The organism is Dickeya undicola, assembly GCF_000784735.1.
GTDB classification, from domain to species: domain Bacteria; phylum Pseudomonadota; class Gammaproteobacteria; order Enterobacterales; family Enterobacteriaceae; genus Dickeya; species Dickeya undicola.
Genome location: NZ_JSYG01000030.1, coordinates 20,234 through 37,250, shown reverse-complemented (window position 1 = coordinate 37,250; position 17,017 = coordinate 20,234). Strand labels below are relative to the sequence as shown.

Annotated in this window: 19 protein-coding genes; 7 read left to right on the top strand and 12 right to left on the bottom strand. The window is 56.8% G+C overall.

What is annotated here, in order from left to right; translation table 11 throughout:
• Positions 1 to 9 precede the first annotated feature (9 nt).
• A complete protein-coding gene (locus tag OB87_RS13610) occupies positions 10 to 1,521 on the bottom strand; it encodes a CoA-acylating methylmalonate-semialdehyde dehydrogenase (RefSeq protein ID WP_033569969.1) in 1,512 nt (503 codons plus the stop codon).
• A 312-nt stretch (positions 1,522 to 1,833) separates the two neighbouring features.
• On the opposite strand from OB87_RS13610, the gene OB87_RS13605 reads away from it, so the two are divergent.
• The 3 genes from OB87_RS13605 (at position 1,834) to ddlA (ending at position 4,271) form a co-directional block, all read left to right on the top strand.
• Positions 1,834 to 2,691 (top strand): MurR/RpiR family transcriptional regulator, encoded by an 858-nt coding sequence (locus OB87_RS13605; RefSeq protein ID WP_033569968.1) that lies wholly within the window; start codon positions 1,834 to 1,836, stop codon positions 2,689 to 2,691.
• Between the two features lie 43 nt (positions 2,692 to 2,734).
• Positions 2,735 to 3,046 carry a hypothetical protein gene (locus OB87_RS20850; RefSeq protein ID WP_033569967.1) on the top strand — a complete coding sequence of 104 codons (312 nt, stop codon included), beginning with the start codon at positions 2,735 to 2,737 and terminating at the stop codon, positions 3,044 to 3,046.
• A 124-nt stretch (positions 3,047 to 3,170) separates the two neighbouring features.
• Entirely contained in the window at positions 3,171 to 4,271 is a 1,101-nt protein-coding gene (gene ddlA / locus OB87_RS13595) for a D-alanine--D-alanine ligase (protein ID WP_033569966.1), read from the top strand.
• 45 nt (positions 4,272 to 4,316) lie between these two features.
• Here the strand turns inward: ddlA and OB87_RS13590 are convergent, their stop codons facing one another.
• Together OB87_RS13590 and OB87_RS13585 are read right to left on the bottom strand one after the other, a co-directional pair.
• Positions 4,317 to 4,601, bottom strand: coding sequence for a YciI family protein (locus OB87_RS13590; RefSeq protein WP_033569965.1), 285 nt, complete (start codon positions 4,599 to 4,601; stop codon positions 4,317 to 4,319).
• 14 nt (positions 4,602 to 4,615) lie between these two features.
• Positions 4,616 to 5,011, bottom strand: a complete 396-nt coding sequence (locus tag OB87_RS13585) for a VOC family protein (RefSeq protein WP_033569964.1) — start codon at positions 5,009 to 5,011, stop codon at positions 4,616 to 4,618.
• A 158-nt stretch (positions 5,012 to 5,169) separates the two neighbouring features.
• Here OB87_RS13585 and OB87_RS13580 point away from each other — a divergent pair, with 158 nt between their 5' ends.
• The 3 genes from OB87_RS13580 to OB87_RS13570 all read left to right on the top strand — a co-directional run bounded on the left by OB87_RS13580 (position 5,170) and on the right by OB87_RS13570 (position 8,857).
• Complete coding sequence (locus OB87_RS13580) at positions 5,170 to 5,409, top strand: DinI family protein (RefSeq protein WP_013316433.1); 240 nt, start codon at positions 5,170 to 5,172, stop codon at positions 5,407 to 5,409.
• Between the two features lie 426 nt (positions 5,410 to 5,835).
• Positions 5,836 to 7,272, top strand: a complete 1,437-nt coding sequence (locus OB87_RS13575) for a glycoside-pentoside-hexuronide (GPH):cation symporter (RefSeq protein ID WP_033569963.1) — start codon at positions 5,836 to 5,838, stop codon at positions 7,270 to 7,272.
• A gap of 19 nt (positions 7,273 to 7,291) precedes the next feature.
• Positions 7,292 to 8,857: a glycoside hydrolase family 43 protein gene (locus OB87_RS13570; protein ID WP_033569962.1), complete on the top strand. Its 1,566-nt coding sequence runs from the start codon at positions 7,292 to 7,294 to the stop codon at positions 8,855 to 8,857.
• A gap of 78 nt (positions 8,858 to 8,935) precedes the next feature.
• On the opposite strand, the gene OB87_RS13565 is transcribed toward OB87_RS13570, so the two are convergent.
• Complete coding sequence (locus OB87_RS13565) at positions 8,936 to 9,664, bottom strand: YnfC family lipoprotein (RefSeq protein WP_033569961.1); 729 nt, start codon at positions 9,662 to 9,664, stop codon at positions 8,936 to 8,938.
• Positions 9,665 to 9,760: 96 nt separating this feature from the next.
• Between OB87_RS13565 and OB87_RS13560 the strand changes: the two genes are divergently transcribed.
• Complete coding sequence (locus tag OB87_RS13560; protein ID WP_033569960.1) at positions 9,761 to 10,384, top strand: LysE family translocator; 624 nt, start codon at positions 9,761 to 9,763, stop codon at positions 10,382 to 10,384.
• A 108-nt stretch (positions 10,385 to 10,492) separates the two neighbouring features.
• Here OB87_RS13560 and OB87_RS13555 read toward each other — a convergent pair whose 3' ends face one another.
• From OB87_RS13555 to OB87_RS13520, 8 genes are all read right to left on the bottom strand, one after another.
• Positions 10,493 to 11,710 (bottom strand): amino acid deaminase, encoded by a 1,218-nt coding sequence (locus OB87_RS13555; RefSeq protein ID WP_033569959.1) that lies wholly within the window; start codon positions 11,708 to 11,710, stop codon positions 10,493 to 10,495.
• Positions 11,711 to 11,728: 18 nt separating this feature from the next.
• Positions 11,729 to 12,493, bottom strand: coding sequence for an IclR family transcriptional regulator (locus tag OB87_RS13550; protein ID WP_033569958.1), 765 nt, complete (start codon positions 12,491 to 12,493; stop codon positions 11,729 to 11,731).
• 144 nt (positions 12,494 to 12,637) lie between these two features.
• On the bottom strand, positions 12,638 to 13,021 hold the full coding sequence (locus OB87_RS13545; RefSeq protein WP_033569957.1) for a RidA family protein: 384 nt from the start codon (positions 13,019 to 13,021) through the stop codon (positions 12,638 to 12,640).
• A 43-nt stretch (positions 13,022 to 13,064) separates the two neighbouring features.
• A complete protein-coding gene (locus OB87_RS13540; protein WP_033569956.1) occupies positions 13,065 to 13,856 on the bottom strand; it encodes an amino acid ABC transporter ATP-binding protein in 792 nt (263 codons plus the stop codon).
• Positions 13,853 to 14,515 carry an amino acid ABC transporter permease gene (locus tag OB87_RS13535; RefSeq protein ID WP_033569955.1) on the bottom strand — a complete coding sequence of 221 codons (663 nt, stop codon included), beginning with the start codon at positions 14,513 to 14,515 and terminating at the stop codon, positions 13,853 to 13,855. The genes OB87_RS13540 and OB87_RS13535 overlap by 4 nt, the downstream gene beginning before the upstream one ends.
• The gene (locus OB87_RS13530; protein WP_033569954.1) at positions 14,512 to 15,189 is read right to left on the bottom strand and encodes an amino acid ABC transporter permease; all 678 of its coding nucleotides are present in this window, start codon (positions 15,187 to 15,189) and stop codon (positions 14,512 to 14,514) included. The genes OB87_RS13535 and OB87_RS13530 overlap by 4 nt, the downstream gene beginning before the upstream one ends.
• 46 nt (positions 15,190 to 15,235) lie before the next feature.
• Positions 15,236 to 16,114, bottom strand: coding sequence for a transporter substrate-binding domain-containing protein (locus OB87_RS13525; RefSeq protein ID WP_235425283.1), 879 nt, complete (start codon positions 16,112 to 16,114; stop codon positions 15,236 to 15,238).
• Positions 16,115 to 16,332: 218 nt separating this feature from the next.
• On the bottom strand, positions 16,333 to 16,881 hold the full coding sequence (locus OB87_RS13520) for a GNAT family N-acetyltransferase (RefSeq protein ID WP_033569953.1): 549 nt from the start codon (positions 16,879 to 16,881) through the stop codon (positions 16,333 to 16,335).
• Positions 16,882 to 17,017: the final 136 nt, after the last annotated feature.

Here is a 17,017-nt window from a genome sequence, read left to right as displayed (position 1 = left end):
CAGGTGGAATTACTCCAGCGTTGGCATCACAAAACTACTGGCGTGCTGCTCCAGTCGCACACTGGCTGGCCAGCGGCTGGTGACGGTTTTCATGCGGGTGTAAAAACGCACGCCGTCGTTGCCGTGCACGTTGAGCGCGCCAAAAATGGAACGCTTCCAGCCACCGAAGCTGTGGAACGCCATCGGCACCGGGATCGGCACGTTAATCCCCACCATGCCCGCCTGCACCTCTTCGCTGAACTGGCGGGCGGTTTCACCGTCACGGGTGAAGATTGCCGTGCCGTTGCCGTACTCGTGCTGGTTGATCAGGGTCAACGCGGTCTGGTAATCCGGTACGCGCACCACCGACAGCACCGGGCCGAAAATTTCCTCCTGATAGATCTGCATCTGCGGCGTGACGTTGTCAAACAGCGTCGGGCCGACGAAATAGCCCTGCTCGTGCCCCGGCACGCGAAGTCCACGACCGTCGACCCGCAGTGTCGCGCCCTGATCGATACCGCTTTGAATATAGCCGGTAATCTTGTCGCGGTGCGCGGCCGAAATCACCGGCCCCATGTCGTTTTCTTTGCCGTCGACCAGACCGGGGCCGACGCGCATGGCCGCAATCTGCTGCTCCAGCTTGCGGCACAGCACCTCAGCGGTGTCATCACCCACCGCGACCACCACCGACAGCGCCATGCAGCGCTCACCCGCTGCGCCAAACGCCGCGCCGAGGATGGCGCTGGCGGCCATGTCCATGTCGGCGTCCGGCATCAGAATGCAGTGATTCTTGGCACCGCCCAGCGCCTGACAGCGCTTGCCATGCGCCGACGCGGTGCGATAGATGTACTCCGCCACCGGGGTCGAGCCGACAAAGCTCACCGCCTGTACACGCGGGTCGGTCAGCAGCACATCCACCGCTTCTTTATCGCCCTGCACCACGTTGAACACGCCGTCCGGCAGACCCGCCTCTTTCAGCAATTTCGCCAGCAGCAGCGACAGCGACGGGTCCTTTTCCGATGGCTTAAGCACGAAGGTGTTGCCAGTCGCCAGCGCGATCGGGAACATCCACATCGGCACCATCGCCGGGAAGTTGAACGGCGTGATCCCCACGCACACCCCCAGCGGCTGCATCAGCGAATGGCTGTCTACACCGGTGCCGACGTTAGCGGAGTGTTCGCCTTTTTGCAGGTGAGGAATGCCGCAGGCGAACTCCACCACTTCCAGCCCGCGAGTCAGTTCGCCTACGGCATCGGAATAGACTTTGCCGTGTTCTTCGGAGATCAGCCGCGCCAGCGTGCTCAGGTTCTCTTCCAGCAAGGCTTTGAAACGAAACAGGATGCGGGCACGACGCAGCGGCGAGTGTTTCGCCCAATCGGGAAACGCCGCCGCCGCCGTGCTGATGGCTTGCTTCACCTCGTCGGCGCTGCTCAGCGCCACCTGACGAATCTGTTCGCCGGTAGCCGGGTTGAACACTGGCGCGACGCGCGCGCTGTGGCTGGGCGCGATTTCGCCGTGAATGAAATTGGATACGGTTTCCATGGTTACACCTCTGCTGGGTTTTAGGGTGACAGATGGCTGATATCGGCTTACTGTATATGAAATAAAAATTCCATTTTAATAAGAAATAAAACAAATGTTGATTATTGTGATCCAGGATAGATTTTCTGGTAAATGGCAAGTAACCAGCGTTAATCCGGGTTTTTACGCGCTCCCACCAGCAAACAGCGCCCATAAAAACTGAATTATTTATTCTATTTTTCATCAAAAAAATAACAAATCGGTTTGAAATGCCGGTTCAACTCACTAGAATCGGATCAACGACATCCCGCCGGAACGACGGAGAACAACACTATGGCGATGGCGACCAGCCTCAGAGAATTACAGGAGCAGATCCGTGCGCGGTATGACAGCCTGAGCAAGCGTTTGCAGCAGGTGGCACGCTATGTGTTGGATAACACCAACAGTGTGGCATTTGACACCGTGGCGGTGATCGCCGAGCAGGCGGACGTACCGCCTTCCACGCTGATCCGCTTTGCCAATGCCTTCGATTTCAGCGGTTTCAATGAAATGAAACAGCTGTTCCGCATGAATCTGGTGGAGGAAACCGCCAGCTACGCCGACAGGGCGCGGCTGTTTCGGGAGATGGAAGACACGGTGCCGGAACGTCCGCAGGACATCCTGCACGAATTCGCCCGTTCCAACGCGCAAGCGATGCAACAACTGGCAGCACGTACCCAGCCGGAAGACCTGGAAAAAGCGGTCGAGCTGCTGGCCCAGGCTGACACCATCTACATCGTCGGGCTGCGGCGCTCGTTCAGCGTTGCCACTTATCTGTCTTACGCGCTGAGCCATCTGGAGAGCAGACCGGTGCTGGTTAACGGACTGGGCGGCATGTTCCGCGAGCAACTGTGCCGCCTGAACGCCAAAGACATCGTGGTGTCGATCAGCTTCTCGCCGTATGCACAGGAAACGGTGATGGTGAGCGAAATGGCCGCCAACGCCGGTGCACGCCAGATAGTGATCACCGACAGCCAGCTAAGCCCGCTGGCGACGCTCAGCGATGTGTGCTTTGTGGTGAAAGAAGCGCAGGTGGACGCATTCCGCTCCCAGTCGGCCACACTGTGTTTGGTGCAGTCGCTGATGGTGTCGTTGGCCTATCGTCAGGGCAACAGCCTGCGCCAGCGCGAAGAAGGCCAGAAAAGCGCCTGACCGACAACGCGTTCAGGCGAACGACGGGCGCGGCGCGGTTAATATGGAACAGGATATCCACGCTGCCGTCCGGCACCGCCAGCGTCACCGGCTGTTCCCTTGCCACCGAAAAACGATAAAAATGCGCAATCGGCGAGTTGCTGACGGCCTTTTTCAGGTAATCCTCGGCGGCATTGATCACAAACCAGGGTTGCAGCGGCTTAACCGCGAGCGACGTGACACCGGTACGCATACCCTCTCCTTACATGAGTTTCTTTCAGATGAGCAATTTCTGCGCCAGAACCCAAGAAAGACCCGCGACAGCGGCCGGAAAACAGCCCCGCCTTGCGTAAAGCCGATCATGAAGCCTGGTTAGGTGGGGCGACTTAACTGACAAGCATTACCGCCTTGCGGCATGAAGTGGTACTCTTGCAACAACAGATCAAATGACGTCTTATCTGGCGCCAGACAGTACAACGATCCATAACGGAAAGAGTGATATGAGTAAAATTCGGGTTGGCGTGGTTTTTGGTGGTAAATCCTCTGAGCACGAAGTGTCACTGCAGTCCGCAAAAAATATTGTGGATGCCATTGATAAAACGCGGTTCGATGTGGTGTTGTTGGGCATCGACAAGCAAGGGGAATGGCACGTCAACGATGCTTCCAACTATCTGCTTAACGCCGATAACCCGGCGCTGATCGCCCTGAACCGCTCCAGTCAAAACGTGGCGCTGATCCCAGGCCAAACCCATCATCAGCTGATCGATACCGCCAGCGCCAGCGCACTGTCGCAGATTGACGTCATTTTCCCGATCGTTCATGGCACGCTGGGCGAAGACGGTTCGCTGCAAGGGTTGTTGCGTATGGCAAACATTCCGTTTGTCGGTAGCAGCGTGCTGGGGTCTGCCGTCAGTATGGACAAAGACGTCACCAAACGCTTGCTGCGCGACACCGGCCTGCAAATAGCGCCGTTTATCACCCTGACCCGCGCCAACCGCGCGCGCCATCCTTATGCCAGCGTGACCGAGCAATTGGGACTGCCGCTGTTTGTTAAACCGGCCAATCAGGGGTCGTCCGTCGGCGTCAGCAAGGTGCGCAATCAGGCAGAATTTGAGCGGGCGGTGGCGTTGGCATTCCGCTACGACCATAAAGTGCTGGTGGAGTCGGCGATTGTCGGCCGTGAAATCGAATGCGCGGTGCTGGGCAACGACTATCCGAAAGCCAGCCTCTGTGGCGAAATCGTGCTGCACGACGAGTTCTACTCTTACGACACCAAATACATCAACGAAGATGGCGCTGCGGTAGCGATTCCGGCGGCGATGGACGACGAAGTGCACCAGCATATCCGCGATGTCGCCCTGCGGGCTTTCCAGGCGCTGGACTGCCAGGGCATGGCGCGGGTAGACGTGTTTCTGACACCGGATAATCAGGTCATCGTCAATGAAGTCAACACCCTGCCCGGTTTCACCAACATCAGTATGTACCCGAAACTGTGGGAAGCCAGCGGCCTCGGCTACACCAGCCTGATCACCCAGTTGATTGAACTGGCGCTGGAGCGCCACGCGCAGGACAGCAACCTACAAAGCTCGGTGCGCGAATGATAGATGCGCTCCGGTGCGCGCGCGGCGCATACCGGAGCGTGTTACTCAGATGCGGCAGAGGGCCGAGAAAGGATCAACCGTCATGGACGGCTGGAAGTCGATCACTTCATAGTTAGCCACCGCCTGAAATGGATCCTGTTTTAGAAAATCTTCCAGTGCTTCCCGTTCGATACTCTTGGCCAGAATCACCCCCCCGGTACGCGGATTTTTGCGCCCAGATGCCACAAACACGCCTTGTTCATATCCCCGTTTCAGCCAGGTCACATGTCGTTCCAGCAAGTTTTCCACGTCATCCAGCGGCGCGTTGTATGTCAGATTGATGATATACATGGTTATTCTCTTCGTTATAAGTCGGCATTCGGCCAGCGCCCTTGCTGCAACACCACCCGGTAACCGTCGGGATCACGGAAAGTTTTGCCCTGCCGCTCCCAGTAAGGATTAAATGACGCCACTACGCTGAATCCGGCCTGCACCATGCGATCGCAGGACGTCTGCCACTCCTCATGATCGGAAATGTACAGCACCAGTAAATCGTCTTCCGTCGGCGCTGGCATGACCGGATGAGTATGACAAACGGTAAACTCAAGGTGCCAGGCCAGCCCCCGCCGACCCAGCATAACACCACTGAAGCCGTCGTGTTGCGCAAACGAGCTTAATTTCTGCAACCCCAGTCCATCACCATACATCCGCTCGCTTCGCTGTAGGTCCGTTACTGGTCGTGCCACGCGTAATGTGGTCATGCGTTACTCCTTTTTATGACTAAAGCGTCTTGTCTTGAAGAAAAACTCATATCACGGTTCGCCGGAACCGGCCACCTATCCTGCGTCTAAAAAACTCATTGCAGACCTTCAGATAAAGGCTGTATATTTAGCCAGTATTTTTCATGGAGATGCAGCTAATGTACGTAGAGTTGGTTTACGATAAAAGAAACGTGAGCGGGTTACCCAACGCGGCGGAGCAGATTAAAAACGAACTCGCCAAACGCATTCATCGGGTATTTCCAGACGCGGAAATCAAGATAAAACCGATGCAGGCCAACGCCATCAATTCCAACGCCAGCAAACAGGACAAATCCACCATTAACCGGATTATCGAAGAGATGTTTAACGAAGCCGACGAATGGCTAACTCCGGAATAACCGCAGCCCGGCCGGTTTCGCTCGCAGCCCAGCTTCGCCACAGCAAACACCATCATGACCTGCTAACCGGATGATTGCCGGGCATATCTGACCGGCATTGACGTCCTGGCATTGGCTCTCCGACAGCTCACAGACAGCTCACAGACAGCTCACAGACAGCCAACCGTCGCTGAACCTGCCAAAGACGGCAACATTGTTATACCACCCTGCCACCTGACTGATAAGTTAATCAGCTGTATTTAAAAACAAAAAAAACTATTCTCACTATCTCTTGTCGGCTCATCTTCCACAAATTCGTGAGCGGTATAACAGATAACAGTAAACGTAATTGGCATAAGAAATTCCGCAATAGTCACCCGCTCAACGAACCACAACAATAAGCGGGAACAAAGCAAACGCTGCTTTTATCCATCATCGGAGTTTCCAATGACTAACAATAACAAGTTGAGCACAGCGGAAAAAATCGGTTTCGGCATGGGAGACGCGGCCTGTGGCATCGTCTACTCCTCTGTCACCATGTTCCTGACCTATTTTTATACCGATATTTATGGCATTTCCGCGGCGGCGGTAGGGATAATGTTTCTGGTAACCCGCGTACTGGACGCCGTTATCGACCCTATGATCGGCTTACTGGCTGACCGCACCCGTACCCGCTGGGGACATTTTCGTCCCTGGCTGATCTGGTTCGCGGTCCCTTACGCCGTCATTGCCGTACTGACCTACACCACGCCGGAACTGACCGGCTCCGGGAAGCTGATCTACGCCTACATCACCTACACCCTGTTGATGATGTTCTACACCTTTATCAATATTCCATACTGTTCACTCGGCGGTGTCATCACCACCGACGAAAAAGACCGGCTTTCCGCCCAGTCTTACCGCTTTACTATCTCTTCCGCCGCCGGGCTGCTGGTGTCAGTGGGAACGCTATGGCTGGTGGATTGGATCGGCCGCGGCGACAAGCAGCTCGGTTACCAGGGCACGATGGCGGTGATGGGTGTATTGGCCGTCATCATGCTGATTTTCTGTTTTTTCACTACGCAGGAGCGCATCAATCCACAGGTGGAGACGGACCAGAATGTCTGGAGTGATGTGAAAAATCTACTGAGTAACGACCAGTGGCGCATCGTTGCCGTCATTACCTTTTTTTCCAGTATGGCGGGCGTGATGCGTGGTGCTGCCACGCTGTACTACGCCACCTACCTGATGATCGACCCGGCACATACCGGTGCTGTCGGCACGGCGATGAAAAGCGCATTTATCACCACCAGCGTGGTCGGCACCATTATCGGTGCCATGCTGGCCGGTTATTTCGCTAAACGCTACCGCAGCCTTAGCCTGTTTAAAAACATCAACCTGCTGCTGGTTGCTACCGGTGTCGTGCTGTTTTTTGTGCCGCCCACCTGGCTGGCGGTAGTTTTTCCGCTCTATTTCCTGATTGGTTTCTTCCACCAGATGTATCAACCGTTTAAATGGAACATGATGGCGAATGCCGCCGACTACGGTGAATGGAAAACCGGCCGCCGCATCACCGGCCTGTCTTTCTCCGGCAACCTGTTCGCGCTCAAGCTGGGCATGGCGGTAGCAGGCGCGCTGGTCGGGTTCGCCCTGGGTTGGTTCGGCTATGTGGCGGGGTCACCCACCCAGACGTCGCTTGCCACCACCGGCATCATTGGCCTGCTGAGTATCGGCCCGTCGCTGTCCTATCTGGTTCTGTACTGGTTAACCCGTTTCTATAAACTGGATGACAAGACTATGGAGCAAATCCAGGCTGACCTCGCACAACGCCATGCTGCACAGCAAGCTGCACCCACGCAGGACGACAGCGTTACCCCCCACCTGACCCCGCGTGGCGCGGCCTGACCGTAAAGGAGACAAGTACGTGGAACCTTCATTAAGGATATCCCCCTGGAACCCGGATCGGGGTAACGGCCGTTACCGCAACCCCATTCTGTTCGCCGACTATTCCGACCCGGATATCGTGCGGGTAGGCGATGATGTTTACCTGGTGTCGTCCAGCTTTAACCACATGCCAGCGCTGCCGATTCTGCATTCGCGGGATCTGGTGAACTGGACGCTGATCAACCATGTATTTGCACGTTTCGACCTGCCGGGCTACGAGACATTCCAGCCAGGAAAAGGCGTTTGGGCCCCCAGCATCCGCTATCACGCAGGGAAATTCTGGGTGTTTTTCAGCACGCCGGACGAAGGGATCTTCATGTGCCAGACCGACGATCCGCGCGGTGAGTGGAGCGCACCGCATTGCGTGAAAGCAGCCAAAGGCTGGATCGACCCTTGCCCATTCTGGGACGACGACGGCAACGCCTGGTTGGTTCACGCTTTTGCTTTCAGCCGCAGTGGGCGCAAGCACCAGCTTCAACTGTGCCGGATGAGCAGCGACGGCCGTCAGCTACTGGATGAAGGCCGGATTATTGTCGACGGCACCGCCAGTCAGCCGACGCTGGAAGGCCCGAAACTCTACAAGCGAAATGGCTGGTACTACATTTTTGCCCCGGCAGGCGGTGTCCCCACCGGCTGGCAAACCGTGCTGCGTGCCGCATCACTACAGGGGCCGTGGCAAGAACGCGTTGTGTTGCATCAAGGGACTTCCGCCGTTAACGGCCCCCATCAGGGGGGCTGGGTTGAACTGGAAAACGGCGAAAGCTGGTTCGTGCATTTTCAGGACTGCCACGCCTACGGCCGCGTCGTGCACCTGCAACCAATGCAATGGCGGGATGACTGGCCGCTCATCGGCAACCAGCCGATTGACGGCGCGCCGGGTGAACCGGTGGCCGAAGCGCTAAAACCCACCGTCAAGGAAGACATCGCCTGCTCGCAACCGGCAACGTCCGATGATTTCACCGGCGCTCGCCTCGGTCTGCAATGGCAATGGCAGGCCAACCCCGATGCAGGCTGGTATGAACTGTGCCAGCCAGGGCTGCGGCTGTTTTGCCAGCCGATGCCACTGCGTCAGGACATACCTTCCTGGTACGACGTTCCCAACCTGTTGATGCAGAAATTCCCGGCCGAAACCTTTGTCGTTACCACCCGGCTGCACGCGATGTTGCAAAACGTCGGCGACCGCTGTGGGCTTACCGTTTATGGTGAGCGCTTCGCGTTTCTGGGGCTGGAAAAAACGGCAAACGGCGTCGTGCTGACAAGCAGCTATGGCTGGATGACCGACACGCAGGAACTACGCCAGTACACCGGCGCGATATTGCCTTTTGAAGCGTCTCGAACACTGGAACTGCGGGTGACGGTGCTACCGAACGCGCGCTGCCAATTCGCGTGGCGCACGACTGACGGTGATTTTACCCCAGTCGGGGAGCCTTTCGCCGCCGGGCCGGGGAAATGGGTCGGTGCCAAAGTCGGGTTGTATGCATTGTCACAGCCTTCCTCTCTCAGCCGGGGAAGCGTTGACATCGATTTCTTCCATGTCACGCCTTAAATCATACCGTGGCGAATCCGTATCTTCTGCGTTGAAAACAAGGTACGGATTCCCCCGGCGTATGGCGGGTGATACGGGTCACGGGTAATAGTCGATTTTGGTGGTGTGGGTCAGCGTGCTAACCGTCTGTGCGGCCCCCTTGCCCACGGATACCAGCACCTGACACTGGCGCGGGTTGGCGTGCTGGTCATACTGGCAACTGGTGCGGGTCACGCTGACCTGCTCGTTGTTTTCCGTCACGATAACCGTTGCATCGAGCCGCTTTTTAGCCGGTGCATCGTTTTGCATCACCACTGTGCTCACCTTGCCGCTCTGTGGCGAAACAAACGTCATGCTGACCGGAAAACCTTCATCATCATACTGATACGCCGCCAGCGGAGTCGGCTGGTCACGGTAAATTACCTCGGTAATAAAGTGCTGGTCGTTCGAGCGGTAGCTTAGGCGGCCGTCGGTAGTCTTTGCCAACTGGCAGAGATCCGTCAGTTCAAACAGCGCCTGATGTTCACTCTTGTCGACCAGCTTTTTCCCGTCTCGCACCAGATCCAGGTCAAGGTTCATCGAAGGTTGATACGTGCGTAACGCAGCAAGGCATCCGTCTGCATCAAACTCGCCTTCGACATAGGCGGTCACCTTGCCTGCTTCATCGGTCTGAGTTTGTGTAAAGTGTTTCACTTTTCCCCGTAATGCATCAAAACCGAAAATATTGGAAAGCCCGGCCAGCACCGGGTTGACCGGCTCTGCGGCCGATTTCAGGTCACACCCGGTCAGTAATACCGAGCCCGCCAGCAGCGTGGCGCGTAGTTTCATAGTCCTTATCCTGGATACCTGTTGAATCGCGCCAGTTTACGCCAATTCATAAAAAGAGGATAAAGATAAGCACGGGTTGCAACAGGGGCATCAGGAATGGGAAATGACGTACTGACTATCGTGGCAATTGGTGGGGTGCTGGCACTCGGAGCCATGTCACCGGGGCAAAGCTTTATTTTGGTGGCAAGCACCGCCCTGGGTTCATCCCGGCGTAATGGGCTTGCCGTTTCGCTGGGTATGGGGGTTGGCGCAGCCATCTTCGCGCTGATAGCGTTGCTGGGTCTGCAATCGCTGTTGCTGGCGGTGCCCTGGCTGTATCAGGCGCTGAAAACCATCGGCGGAATTTACCTGCTCTATCTGGCGTACAAACTGTTTCGCGCCAAACCGGGCGGCGTGGCACCGAGTTCGCATCACAACGCAACCCCGCATCAGGGGCGAGCCTTCCGGCAAGGGCTGTTAACGCAACTCAGTAACCCTAATACCGCGCTGGTATTCGGCGGGGTGTTCGCCGCGTTGCTCAGCCAGCACATTGCTCGCTGGATGTACGCGGCGCTGCCGCTGCTGGCATTTGTGATCGATTTTCTGTGGTACGCACTGGTGGCGCTGCTGCTTTCCTCCAGCAGGCCGCGCAGCGTCTACCTGCGATTCAGGACGCTGTTTGATCGCCTCAGCGGCACCGTGATGGCGGTATTAGGTCTTCGTTTGCTGCTACAGAAATAAAACAGACCGTGAGAAGGCGGCCGAACCTCGCCCTCATTGCGAGACTCGGCCAACACGTGAGATAACCGGCCCTACGTTAGGAATCGGTAACGTGAGAAATAGGTAACATTAGAAATAGGTAGGCAGCGTTTCCACCACGTTTAGCTGTTCATCCACCAGCGTGACATAGCGCCATTTGTCAAAGGTCAGACACGGGTGCGACGCGCCAAACGCGATGACATCCCCCACCTGCAAGCCGTGGTCCGCGGGAATACGCATAAACGCATGTTGGTCCATCATCGCTGTTACAGAAAAACCGTCATCCAGCGGCACCGGTTCGCACGATTGACGGCTGATGCCGTAGGCGCGCAGCGGCACCGGTAGCCCGGCGTCAAACGCCACATCACGTTTGCCCAGCGCCACAATCGCGCACCCCGGCTCCGGCAGCGACTGCACATGAGCCCAAACCTCCATCGCAGGCAACAGCGCGCCATCCAGCTCCGGATGTCGGTGCAACAGCGCTGCCTGCGAGGTTTTGTACAAACCGTGGTCATGCACCAGATAACACCCCGGCCGCAGCAACGGCTGAAACTGCCCGACTGCCTGCAAGCGCTGGAATTCACTGGCGATTAGGTCATACCAGGCGGACCCGGACGCGGTAACGTATGGCCTGGCGACCCCGAATCGCCCTTGCGCGTTGAGCTCAACCGCTGTTTCCACCAGATGACGGGCAAATTGACGGATCGCCGCCGTCGCCTGCTCGCCGTGGATCACCCCTTCATAACCCTCAATGCCGCTGAGTACCAGCGCAGGTTGAGCGGCAATTTCCGCCAGCACCGCCGCGGTCTGTTCCGGGGTACGGCAACCACAACGCCCGCCGGGCACCCCCAGTTCCAGCATAACGTGCAGCCGTACCCCTTCGGCGGCAAAAAACTCGCCCAGTTGCCGCACGTTATCCGGGCTATCCACCAGGCAATGAAACTCCCCGTCGCCATCCTTCAGCAGCCGGGCAATCAACGCCATGTTAGCCGCGCCGACCAATTGGTTCGCCATCAGAATACGCCGCACACCATGTTGCCAGGCGACCGCGCACTGAACCGCCGTCGCCAGCGTGATGCCCCAGGCACCCGCTGCCAGTTGCCGCTGAAACAGCCCCGGCGTCATGGTGGTTTTGCCATGCGGTGCCAGTTGCGCGCCGTGCTGTTCGGCATAGTGCTGCATCCACAGCAAATTATGTTGCAGTTCGCGCTGGTGCAGCACCAGCGCAGGCAGTGATACCCCGTTCAGCAAGTGATTGCCGCTAACCGGTACGCCTTTTTCCACCCGCCCGTGAATGGACTCACTCATAGCACACTCCCTCTGATGTCACTGCCCGGACACGCGCGCTTCCATCTCGCGGGCGCATGTCAGCAGTACATCCCGATAATGTTCATAATGGGTATACGCATCACCGCGTGGTGCCACGATACAAAAAGTGGCGACACAGCGACGTGCTGAATAAATACCGGCGGCAAAACAGTGGGTATAGGTATCCGCGATGCTGTCGAACGAAAAGAAACCGCTCTGCCGTGCCTGATGGATCTCAGCCAGATAGTCCGCTGTTGGCAACCACTCGCCATTCGGCAGCCGAAAATCATCCGGCGGGATAAACGCCAGAATCTCATCGTCGCTCAGATGGCCGACCAACAGCCGCCCCGACGCCGTCCAGGGGATCGGTGTGTCTTGCCCCACTTCGGCAGAGATACGAAACGCCCGTTCCCCTTCGCGCATTAGCGCCACGTTGTATTTATTCCCGTTGAGCAGGCACATCTGCGCCGTTTCGCCGGTCTTCGCTACGATCTGCTGCAAAAAACGGTCCGATTCGCGGGAAAAATCAAAGTGACTTAAATGTGCCTGCCCGAGGAAATAGAGCTCCCGCCCCAGATACACCATGCCGTCATTGCCCACCGCTTCCAGAAGCCGACGCTCCTGCAACAATGCCACCATCTCGTACACCGTCGATTTCGGGGCATTGATCCCCTTGGCGATATCGTTGGGCCGCATCGGCTGACGCTGCTGTTTCAGGAAATCGAGGATATCGAACGCCCGGTCGATTCCCCTGGCCCGGCGTCGGATGTCGGGTGCTGTCATTGCGGAGCTCCTTACCCCAAATCGTTGTTCTGCATTATGTCGTTATGCTGCGAAAAACCACCGCGCCGCCGCATTCGGCTATTTTGCCTTACGCATTCGGCTATTTTGCCTTACGCATTCGGCTATTTTGCCTTACGCATTCGGCTATTTCGCCTTATAAGCCACGCAGTCCACTTCGACTTTACAATCTACCATCATACTGGACTGAACACAGGCGCGAGCTGGAGCCGCCGCGCCGAAATACTCGCTGAATACGCGGTTAAAACTCCAGAAATCACGCGGGTCATCCAGCCAGACACCCACCCTGACCACGTGTTCCAGCCCATATCCAGCTTCATGCAAAATAGCGACCAGGTTCTGAATCGCCTGATGAGACTGGGCGATAATCCCGCCGTCGATAATCTCACCGTGTTCCATTGCCACCTGGCCGGACACATACAACCAGCCGTCAGCCTCTACTGCCCGAGCGAACGGCAACGGCTGGCCCCCTGCGCCTTTCTCCCCGGCACCATAACGGATAATACTCATGTCGCACTCCTTAAATTATGCGTGTTCAAAAATGGATATCTGTTCAAATATGCGAATGCTTCAGGAACTCGGCTAAACGCGGCGACGCCGGGTGATGAAATAGCTGTTCCGGTGTCCCCTGTTCTTCAATCCGCCCCTGATTCATGAAAATGATGCGATCTGACACCTCGTAAGCGAAACGCATCTCGTGAGTGACCAGCAACATAGTCATGCCGTCTTCAGCCAGGCTTTTCACCACCGCCAGCACTTCTCCCACCAGTTCCGGGTCCAGGGCCGAGGTTACTTCGTCAAACAGCATCAGGCTGGGGTTCATGGCGATGGCACGCGCAATGGCAACGCGCTGCTGCTGACCGCCGGACAACTGCCCCGGCCGATGATGTCGCCGCGCCAGTAGCCCAACCCGCTCCAGCCAGCGTTCAGCAATAGCGATAGCATCGTCTTTCGGCAGGCGTTTTACCTTCAGCAGCCCCAGTGTCACGTTTTCCAGTGCCGTCAAATGCGGGAACAGGTTGAACTGTTGAAAGGCCATTCCGGTCATGGCGCGGTGTTGCGCGATGACCCGGTCCGGATGGCGCAGGCGTTGTTCGTTACGGTGGTAGTAACCGATGGGCTGATCGTTGAGCCGGATTTCGCCAGTCTGAAACTCTTCCAACAGGTTGACGCAACGTAGCAGTGTGGTTTTTCCCGAACCGCTGGAGCCAATCAGCGTCACCACATCGCCTTTGTGCATGGTCAGTTCCACGCCTTTGAGCACCTCGACCTCGCCGTAACGTTTGTGCAGGTCGGTGATGCGCAGCAGCGGCTGCGAGGCGGTTAGGGTATCCGTGTGACTCATGGCAACCTCACTCGTTTTTCCAGATAGCGCCCCACGCACTCGATGGAAAAGTTGATGATAAAAAACAGCAGCCCGGCAAAGGCGTAGAACTGCAGCGTCATAAAGGTGCGGGCAATCACCTGCTGTGAACTCAGCAGCAAATCCGCCACGCCAATCACCGACAGCAGCGTCGAGGCTTTGACGATTTCCGCCGCCGAATTCACCCAGGTCGGCAGGATTTGCCGCAACGCCTGCGGCAGTTGCACGTAACGCAGGTCCTGCCAGAAAGTCAGGCCGATAGCTTTGGCCGCCTCGCTTTGTCCTTTTGGCACCGCCTGTAGCGCGCCGCGGATGATCTCCGCCACGTGTGAACTGCAAAACAACGCCAAAGCCAGCACCCCGGCCTCAAATGCGCCGATAGACCACCCCAGCGCCGGTGCGATATAAAAACAGGCCAGCACCAGAACCAGCACCGGTGTGCCGCGTATCACGTCAATGTAAAAACGAAACAACCACCGCAAGGTGCGCTGACCGAAAGTCATCGCCAGCCCAACCCATGCCCCGGCCACACTGCCCGCCAGAATCGCCAGCAGCGAACTACTGAGCGTGACCAGAAACCCCTGGGCCAGCGTCGATTTCGCCTGCCACAGTTGATACCACCAGCTAAAAGGATCGTTCATGATGATTTCTCCTGATGCGCCAGTGACAGGCGCTTCTCCAGTAGCCGCAGCACACTGGCGATCAGATAACAACTCACGATGTACAGCAGGCTGGTCACCAGCCAGGTTTCAATCACCCGGTAGCTTTCCAGATTGATTTTGCGCGCATAGAACGTGAGTTCCGGCACCGCGATGGCGGCAGCCAGCGAGGTGTCCTTGAACAGGGAGATGAAGTTGTTGCCCAGCGACGGCAGTACGTTGCGAAACATCACCGGGATGATGATCCAGCGTTTGATTTGCCACTCCGTTAGCCCAATGGCCTGCCCGGCCTCACGCTGACCCGCCGGAATGTTAAGTAGCCCGGCCCGGAACACTTCGGTGAGATAGGCACCGGCGTAGAAAGATAACGTAACAATAAATGATCCTATCTGGTCGAGCATGATGCCGATGCCTGGCAGCGCAAAGTAAACCAGCAGGATCAAAATTAGGATCGGTAGGTTGCGCACCACGGTGACATAGCCCAATGACAGCCAACGCCATCCGCGGTGGCGGGATAACGAACCGAACGCCGCCAGCAGCCCCAGCACACATCCCAGCAGAATCGACACCAGCGACAGCGCTAGCCCCAGCCACAACCCGGATAACAGCACATCCAGGTTTTGCCAGACCGGCGTGAAATTCAGTTGATAATTCATCGCATTACCTCAGCACCGGGCGTTGACCACGCCCGGTGCCGCTCCCTCATTTGTATTCCACCGGAAAACCGATTGCCGGTGACGGCAGCGTGACGCCAAACCATTTCTTATAGGCGGCGGCGTAGTCACCGAAATCCACCCCGCTCATGGCTTCATGCAAGGCGGTATTGATGTAATTCAGCCATTCCTGATCACCCCGTTTCAGCGCGCAGGAGTAGGTTTGTGGGCTCCAGGCATAATCCGGCGAGTGGTAACGCCCAGGGGTTTGCACCATCAGCCAGCGCGCCGAAGACTGGTCGGTAGCAACCGCATCAGCCCGGCCGGAGTTCAGCGCCTGATACATCAAGTCAACACTGTCGTACTGCGACACCGTGGCCTTGGGCAGCGCCTGATGCACCAATTGTTCGGCATACACGTTTTGCAGCACCGCCACCCGCAGCGACGTACCAGCGGCGTTCATGTCATCCAGTTGCTGATATTTGCTGTTAGCCAGCAGCAGCAACGCCACCCCTTCACGGTAATAGGGAATGGTAAACGCCACCTGCTGGGCTCGCTGGGCGGTAACCGTCATCGCCTGACAGGTCAAATCCACCTTGTCGGTCAGCAGGTTGGGAATACGGGCGTCGGACGATTGCTGCACGAACTGCACCTTGTTCGGATCATTGAACAACCCTTTGGCAAGAATGCGCGCCACATCGATATCAAAGCCCTGCAACTGACCATCCGCACCCTGAAATCCCCAGGGAGCGTTGGTGCTGCCGGTGCCGACAACCACGTACCCGCGTTTGAGTACATCCTCCAGTTTGGCTGCCTGACCGGACAAGGCATACGCCATCAGCATCAGACCGCCGAGCGCACAACCCGCCTGTTTTTTGATTTTCCCTGACCGTTTGCTGGTTTTCCCTGAAAATGCAGTCTTGTTCATATTGCCACCATTTTACGTTATAACGGAATTGTTTTCGTAACAATGGAATAAATGCAGTAACGGTGCCAATCTGACGACCTGGTGAGAAAAAAACCTATCTGGCTGAAAATAAAACAGTAAAAGAGGATCGATGGCATCAAGCCACGATCCTGTGTCAGGTGGAATGAGATCCTGCGTGCACCAAATTTACTCAGCGTGCACAAGAAAGAAGCAACGGGTTAGGCAGAAAAGTGAACGGAGGCGATGTCCATCATATACACGGCAACAGTTTCCTGCCGTTGGTGAGAGGCCAGGAACACATGGCGCATCCCCAACGAGTGAAAACCACATTTAAGCAGCACCCGGCCGGACGCTACATTTTGTGGCAGATGACAACCGTAGATTTTTTCGATCCCCAGTTGATTGAACGCAAACTGGCACAGCGCCCGGCTGGCCTCGGTACTAAACCCGTGATGCCGGAAATCCGCTCCCAGCCAGTAGCCGATTTCCGGTTGTGCGGTTTCCAGCGAAACCAGCGAAATCGAACCGATGATTTGCTGGCTGCGGGACAAGCAAATGGCGTAAACCACACCTTTGCGTTGTTCCCAGTTCTCCTGCATCCCGGCAATCCAGTTTTCCACCGTTTCACGCGGGCAGGGGTAAGGAATCAGCAGGGTCATGGCAGAAATATCGGGATCACCGTTTAACAGCGCGCAGACGTCGGTGACATCCTGCGCCAACAACGGCCGCAGCACGAGATGCTCGGTAGTCAGGATAGGTTGCTGCATCGGGGTTCTCCTCATCAGTCACGTCCCGGCAATCGATAACGATGCTCATGGGCGCTCTGTTAGGTGGCGTGTTGCGAAGAACGGTTCCGGGCGGTACTGATATCAACCACCCGTTGCCCGAACACCACCTGAGGTG

Bases quoted from the DNA above. Each gene is read 5' to 3' on its own strand.
- OB87_RS13610 (WP_033569969.1), bottom strand. From the start codon at position 1,521: ATGGAAACCGTATCCAATTTCATTCACGGCGAAATCGCGCCCAGCCAC.
- OB87_RS13605 (WP_033569968.1), top strand. From the start codon at position 1,834: ATGGCGATGGCGACCAGCCTCAGAGAATTACAGGAGCAGATCCGTGCG.
- OB87_RS20850 (WP_033569967.1), top strand. From the start codon at position 2,735: ATGGAACAGGATATCCACGCTGCCGTCCGGCACCGCCAGCGTCACCGG.
- ddlA (WP_033569966.1), top strand. From the start codon at position 3,171: ATGAGTAAAATTCGGGTTGGCGTGGTTTTTGGTGGTAAATCCTCTGAG.
- OB87_RS13590 (WP_033569965.1), bottom strand. From the start codon at position 4,601: ATGTATATCATCAATCTGACATACAACGCGCCGCTGGATGACGTGGAA.
- OB87_RS13585 (WP_033569964.1), bottom strand. From the start codon at position 5,011: ATGACCACATTACGCGTGGCACGACCAGTAACGGACCTACAGCGAAGC.
- OB87_RS13580 (WP_013316433.1), top strand. From the start codon at position 5,170: ATGTACGTAGAGTTGGTTTACGATAAAAGAAACGTGAGCGGGTTACCC.
- OB87_RS13575 (WP_033569963.1), top strand. From the start codon at position 5,836: ATGACTAACAATAACAAGTTGAGCACAGCGGAAAAAATCGGTTTCGGC.
- OB87_RS13565 (WP_033569961.1), bottom strand. From the start codon at position 9,664: ATGAAACTACGCGCCACGCTGCTGGCGGGCTCGGTATTACTGACCGGG.
- OB87_RS13560 (WP_033569960.1), top strand. From the start codon at position 9,761: ATGGGAAATGACGTACTGACTATCGTGGCAATTGGTGGGGTGCTGGCA.
- OB87_RS13555 (WP_033569959.1), bottom strand. From the start codon at position 11,710: ATGAGTGAGTCCATTCACGGGCGGGTGGAAAAAGGCGTACCGGTTAGC.
- OB87_RS13550 (WP_033569958.1), bottom strand. From the start codon at position 12,493: ATGACAGCACCCGACATCCGACGCCGGGCCAGGGGAATCGACCGGGCG.
- OB87_RS13545 (WP_033569957.1), bottom strand. From the start codon at position 13,021: ATGAGTATTATCCGTTATGGTGCCGGGGAGAAAGGCGCAGGGGGCCAG.
- OB87_RS13540 (WP_033569956.1), bottom strand. From the start codon at position 13,856: ATGAGTCACACGGATACCCTAACCGCCTCGCAGCCGCTGCTGCGCATC.
- OB87_RS13535 (WP_033569955.1), bottom strand. From the start codon at position 14,515: ATGAACGATCCTTTTAGCTGGTGGTATCAACTGTGGCAGGCGAAATCG.
- OB87_RS13530 (WP_033569954.1), bottom strand. From the start codon at position 15,189: ATGAATTATCAACTGAATTTCACGCCGGTCTGGCAAAACCTGGATGTG.
- OB87_RS13525 (WP_235425283.1), bottom strand. From the start codon at position 16,114: ATGAACAAGACTGCATTTTCAGGGAAAACCAGCAAACGGTCAGGGAAA.
- OB87_RS13520 (WP_033569953.1), bottom strand. From the start codon at position 16,881: ATGCAGCAACCTATCCTGACTACCGAGCATCTCGTGCTGCGGCCGTTG.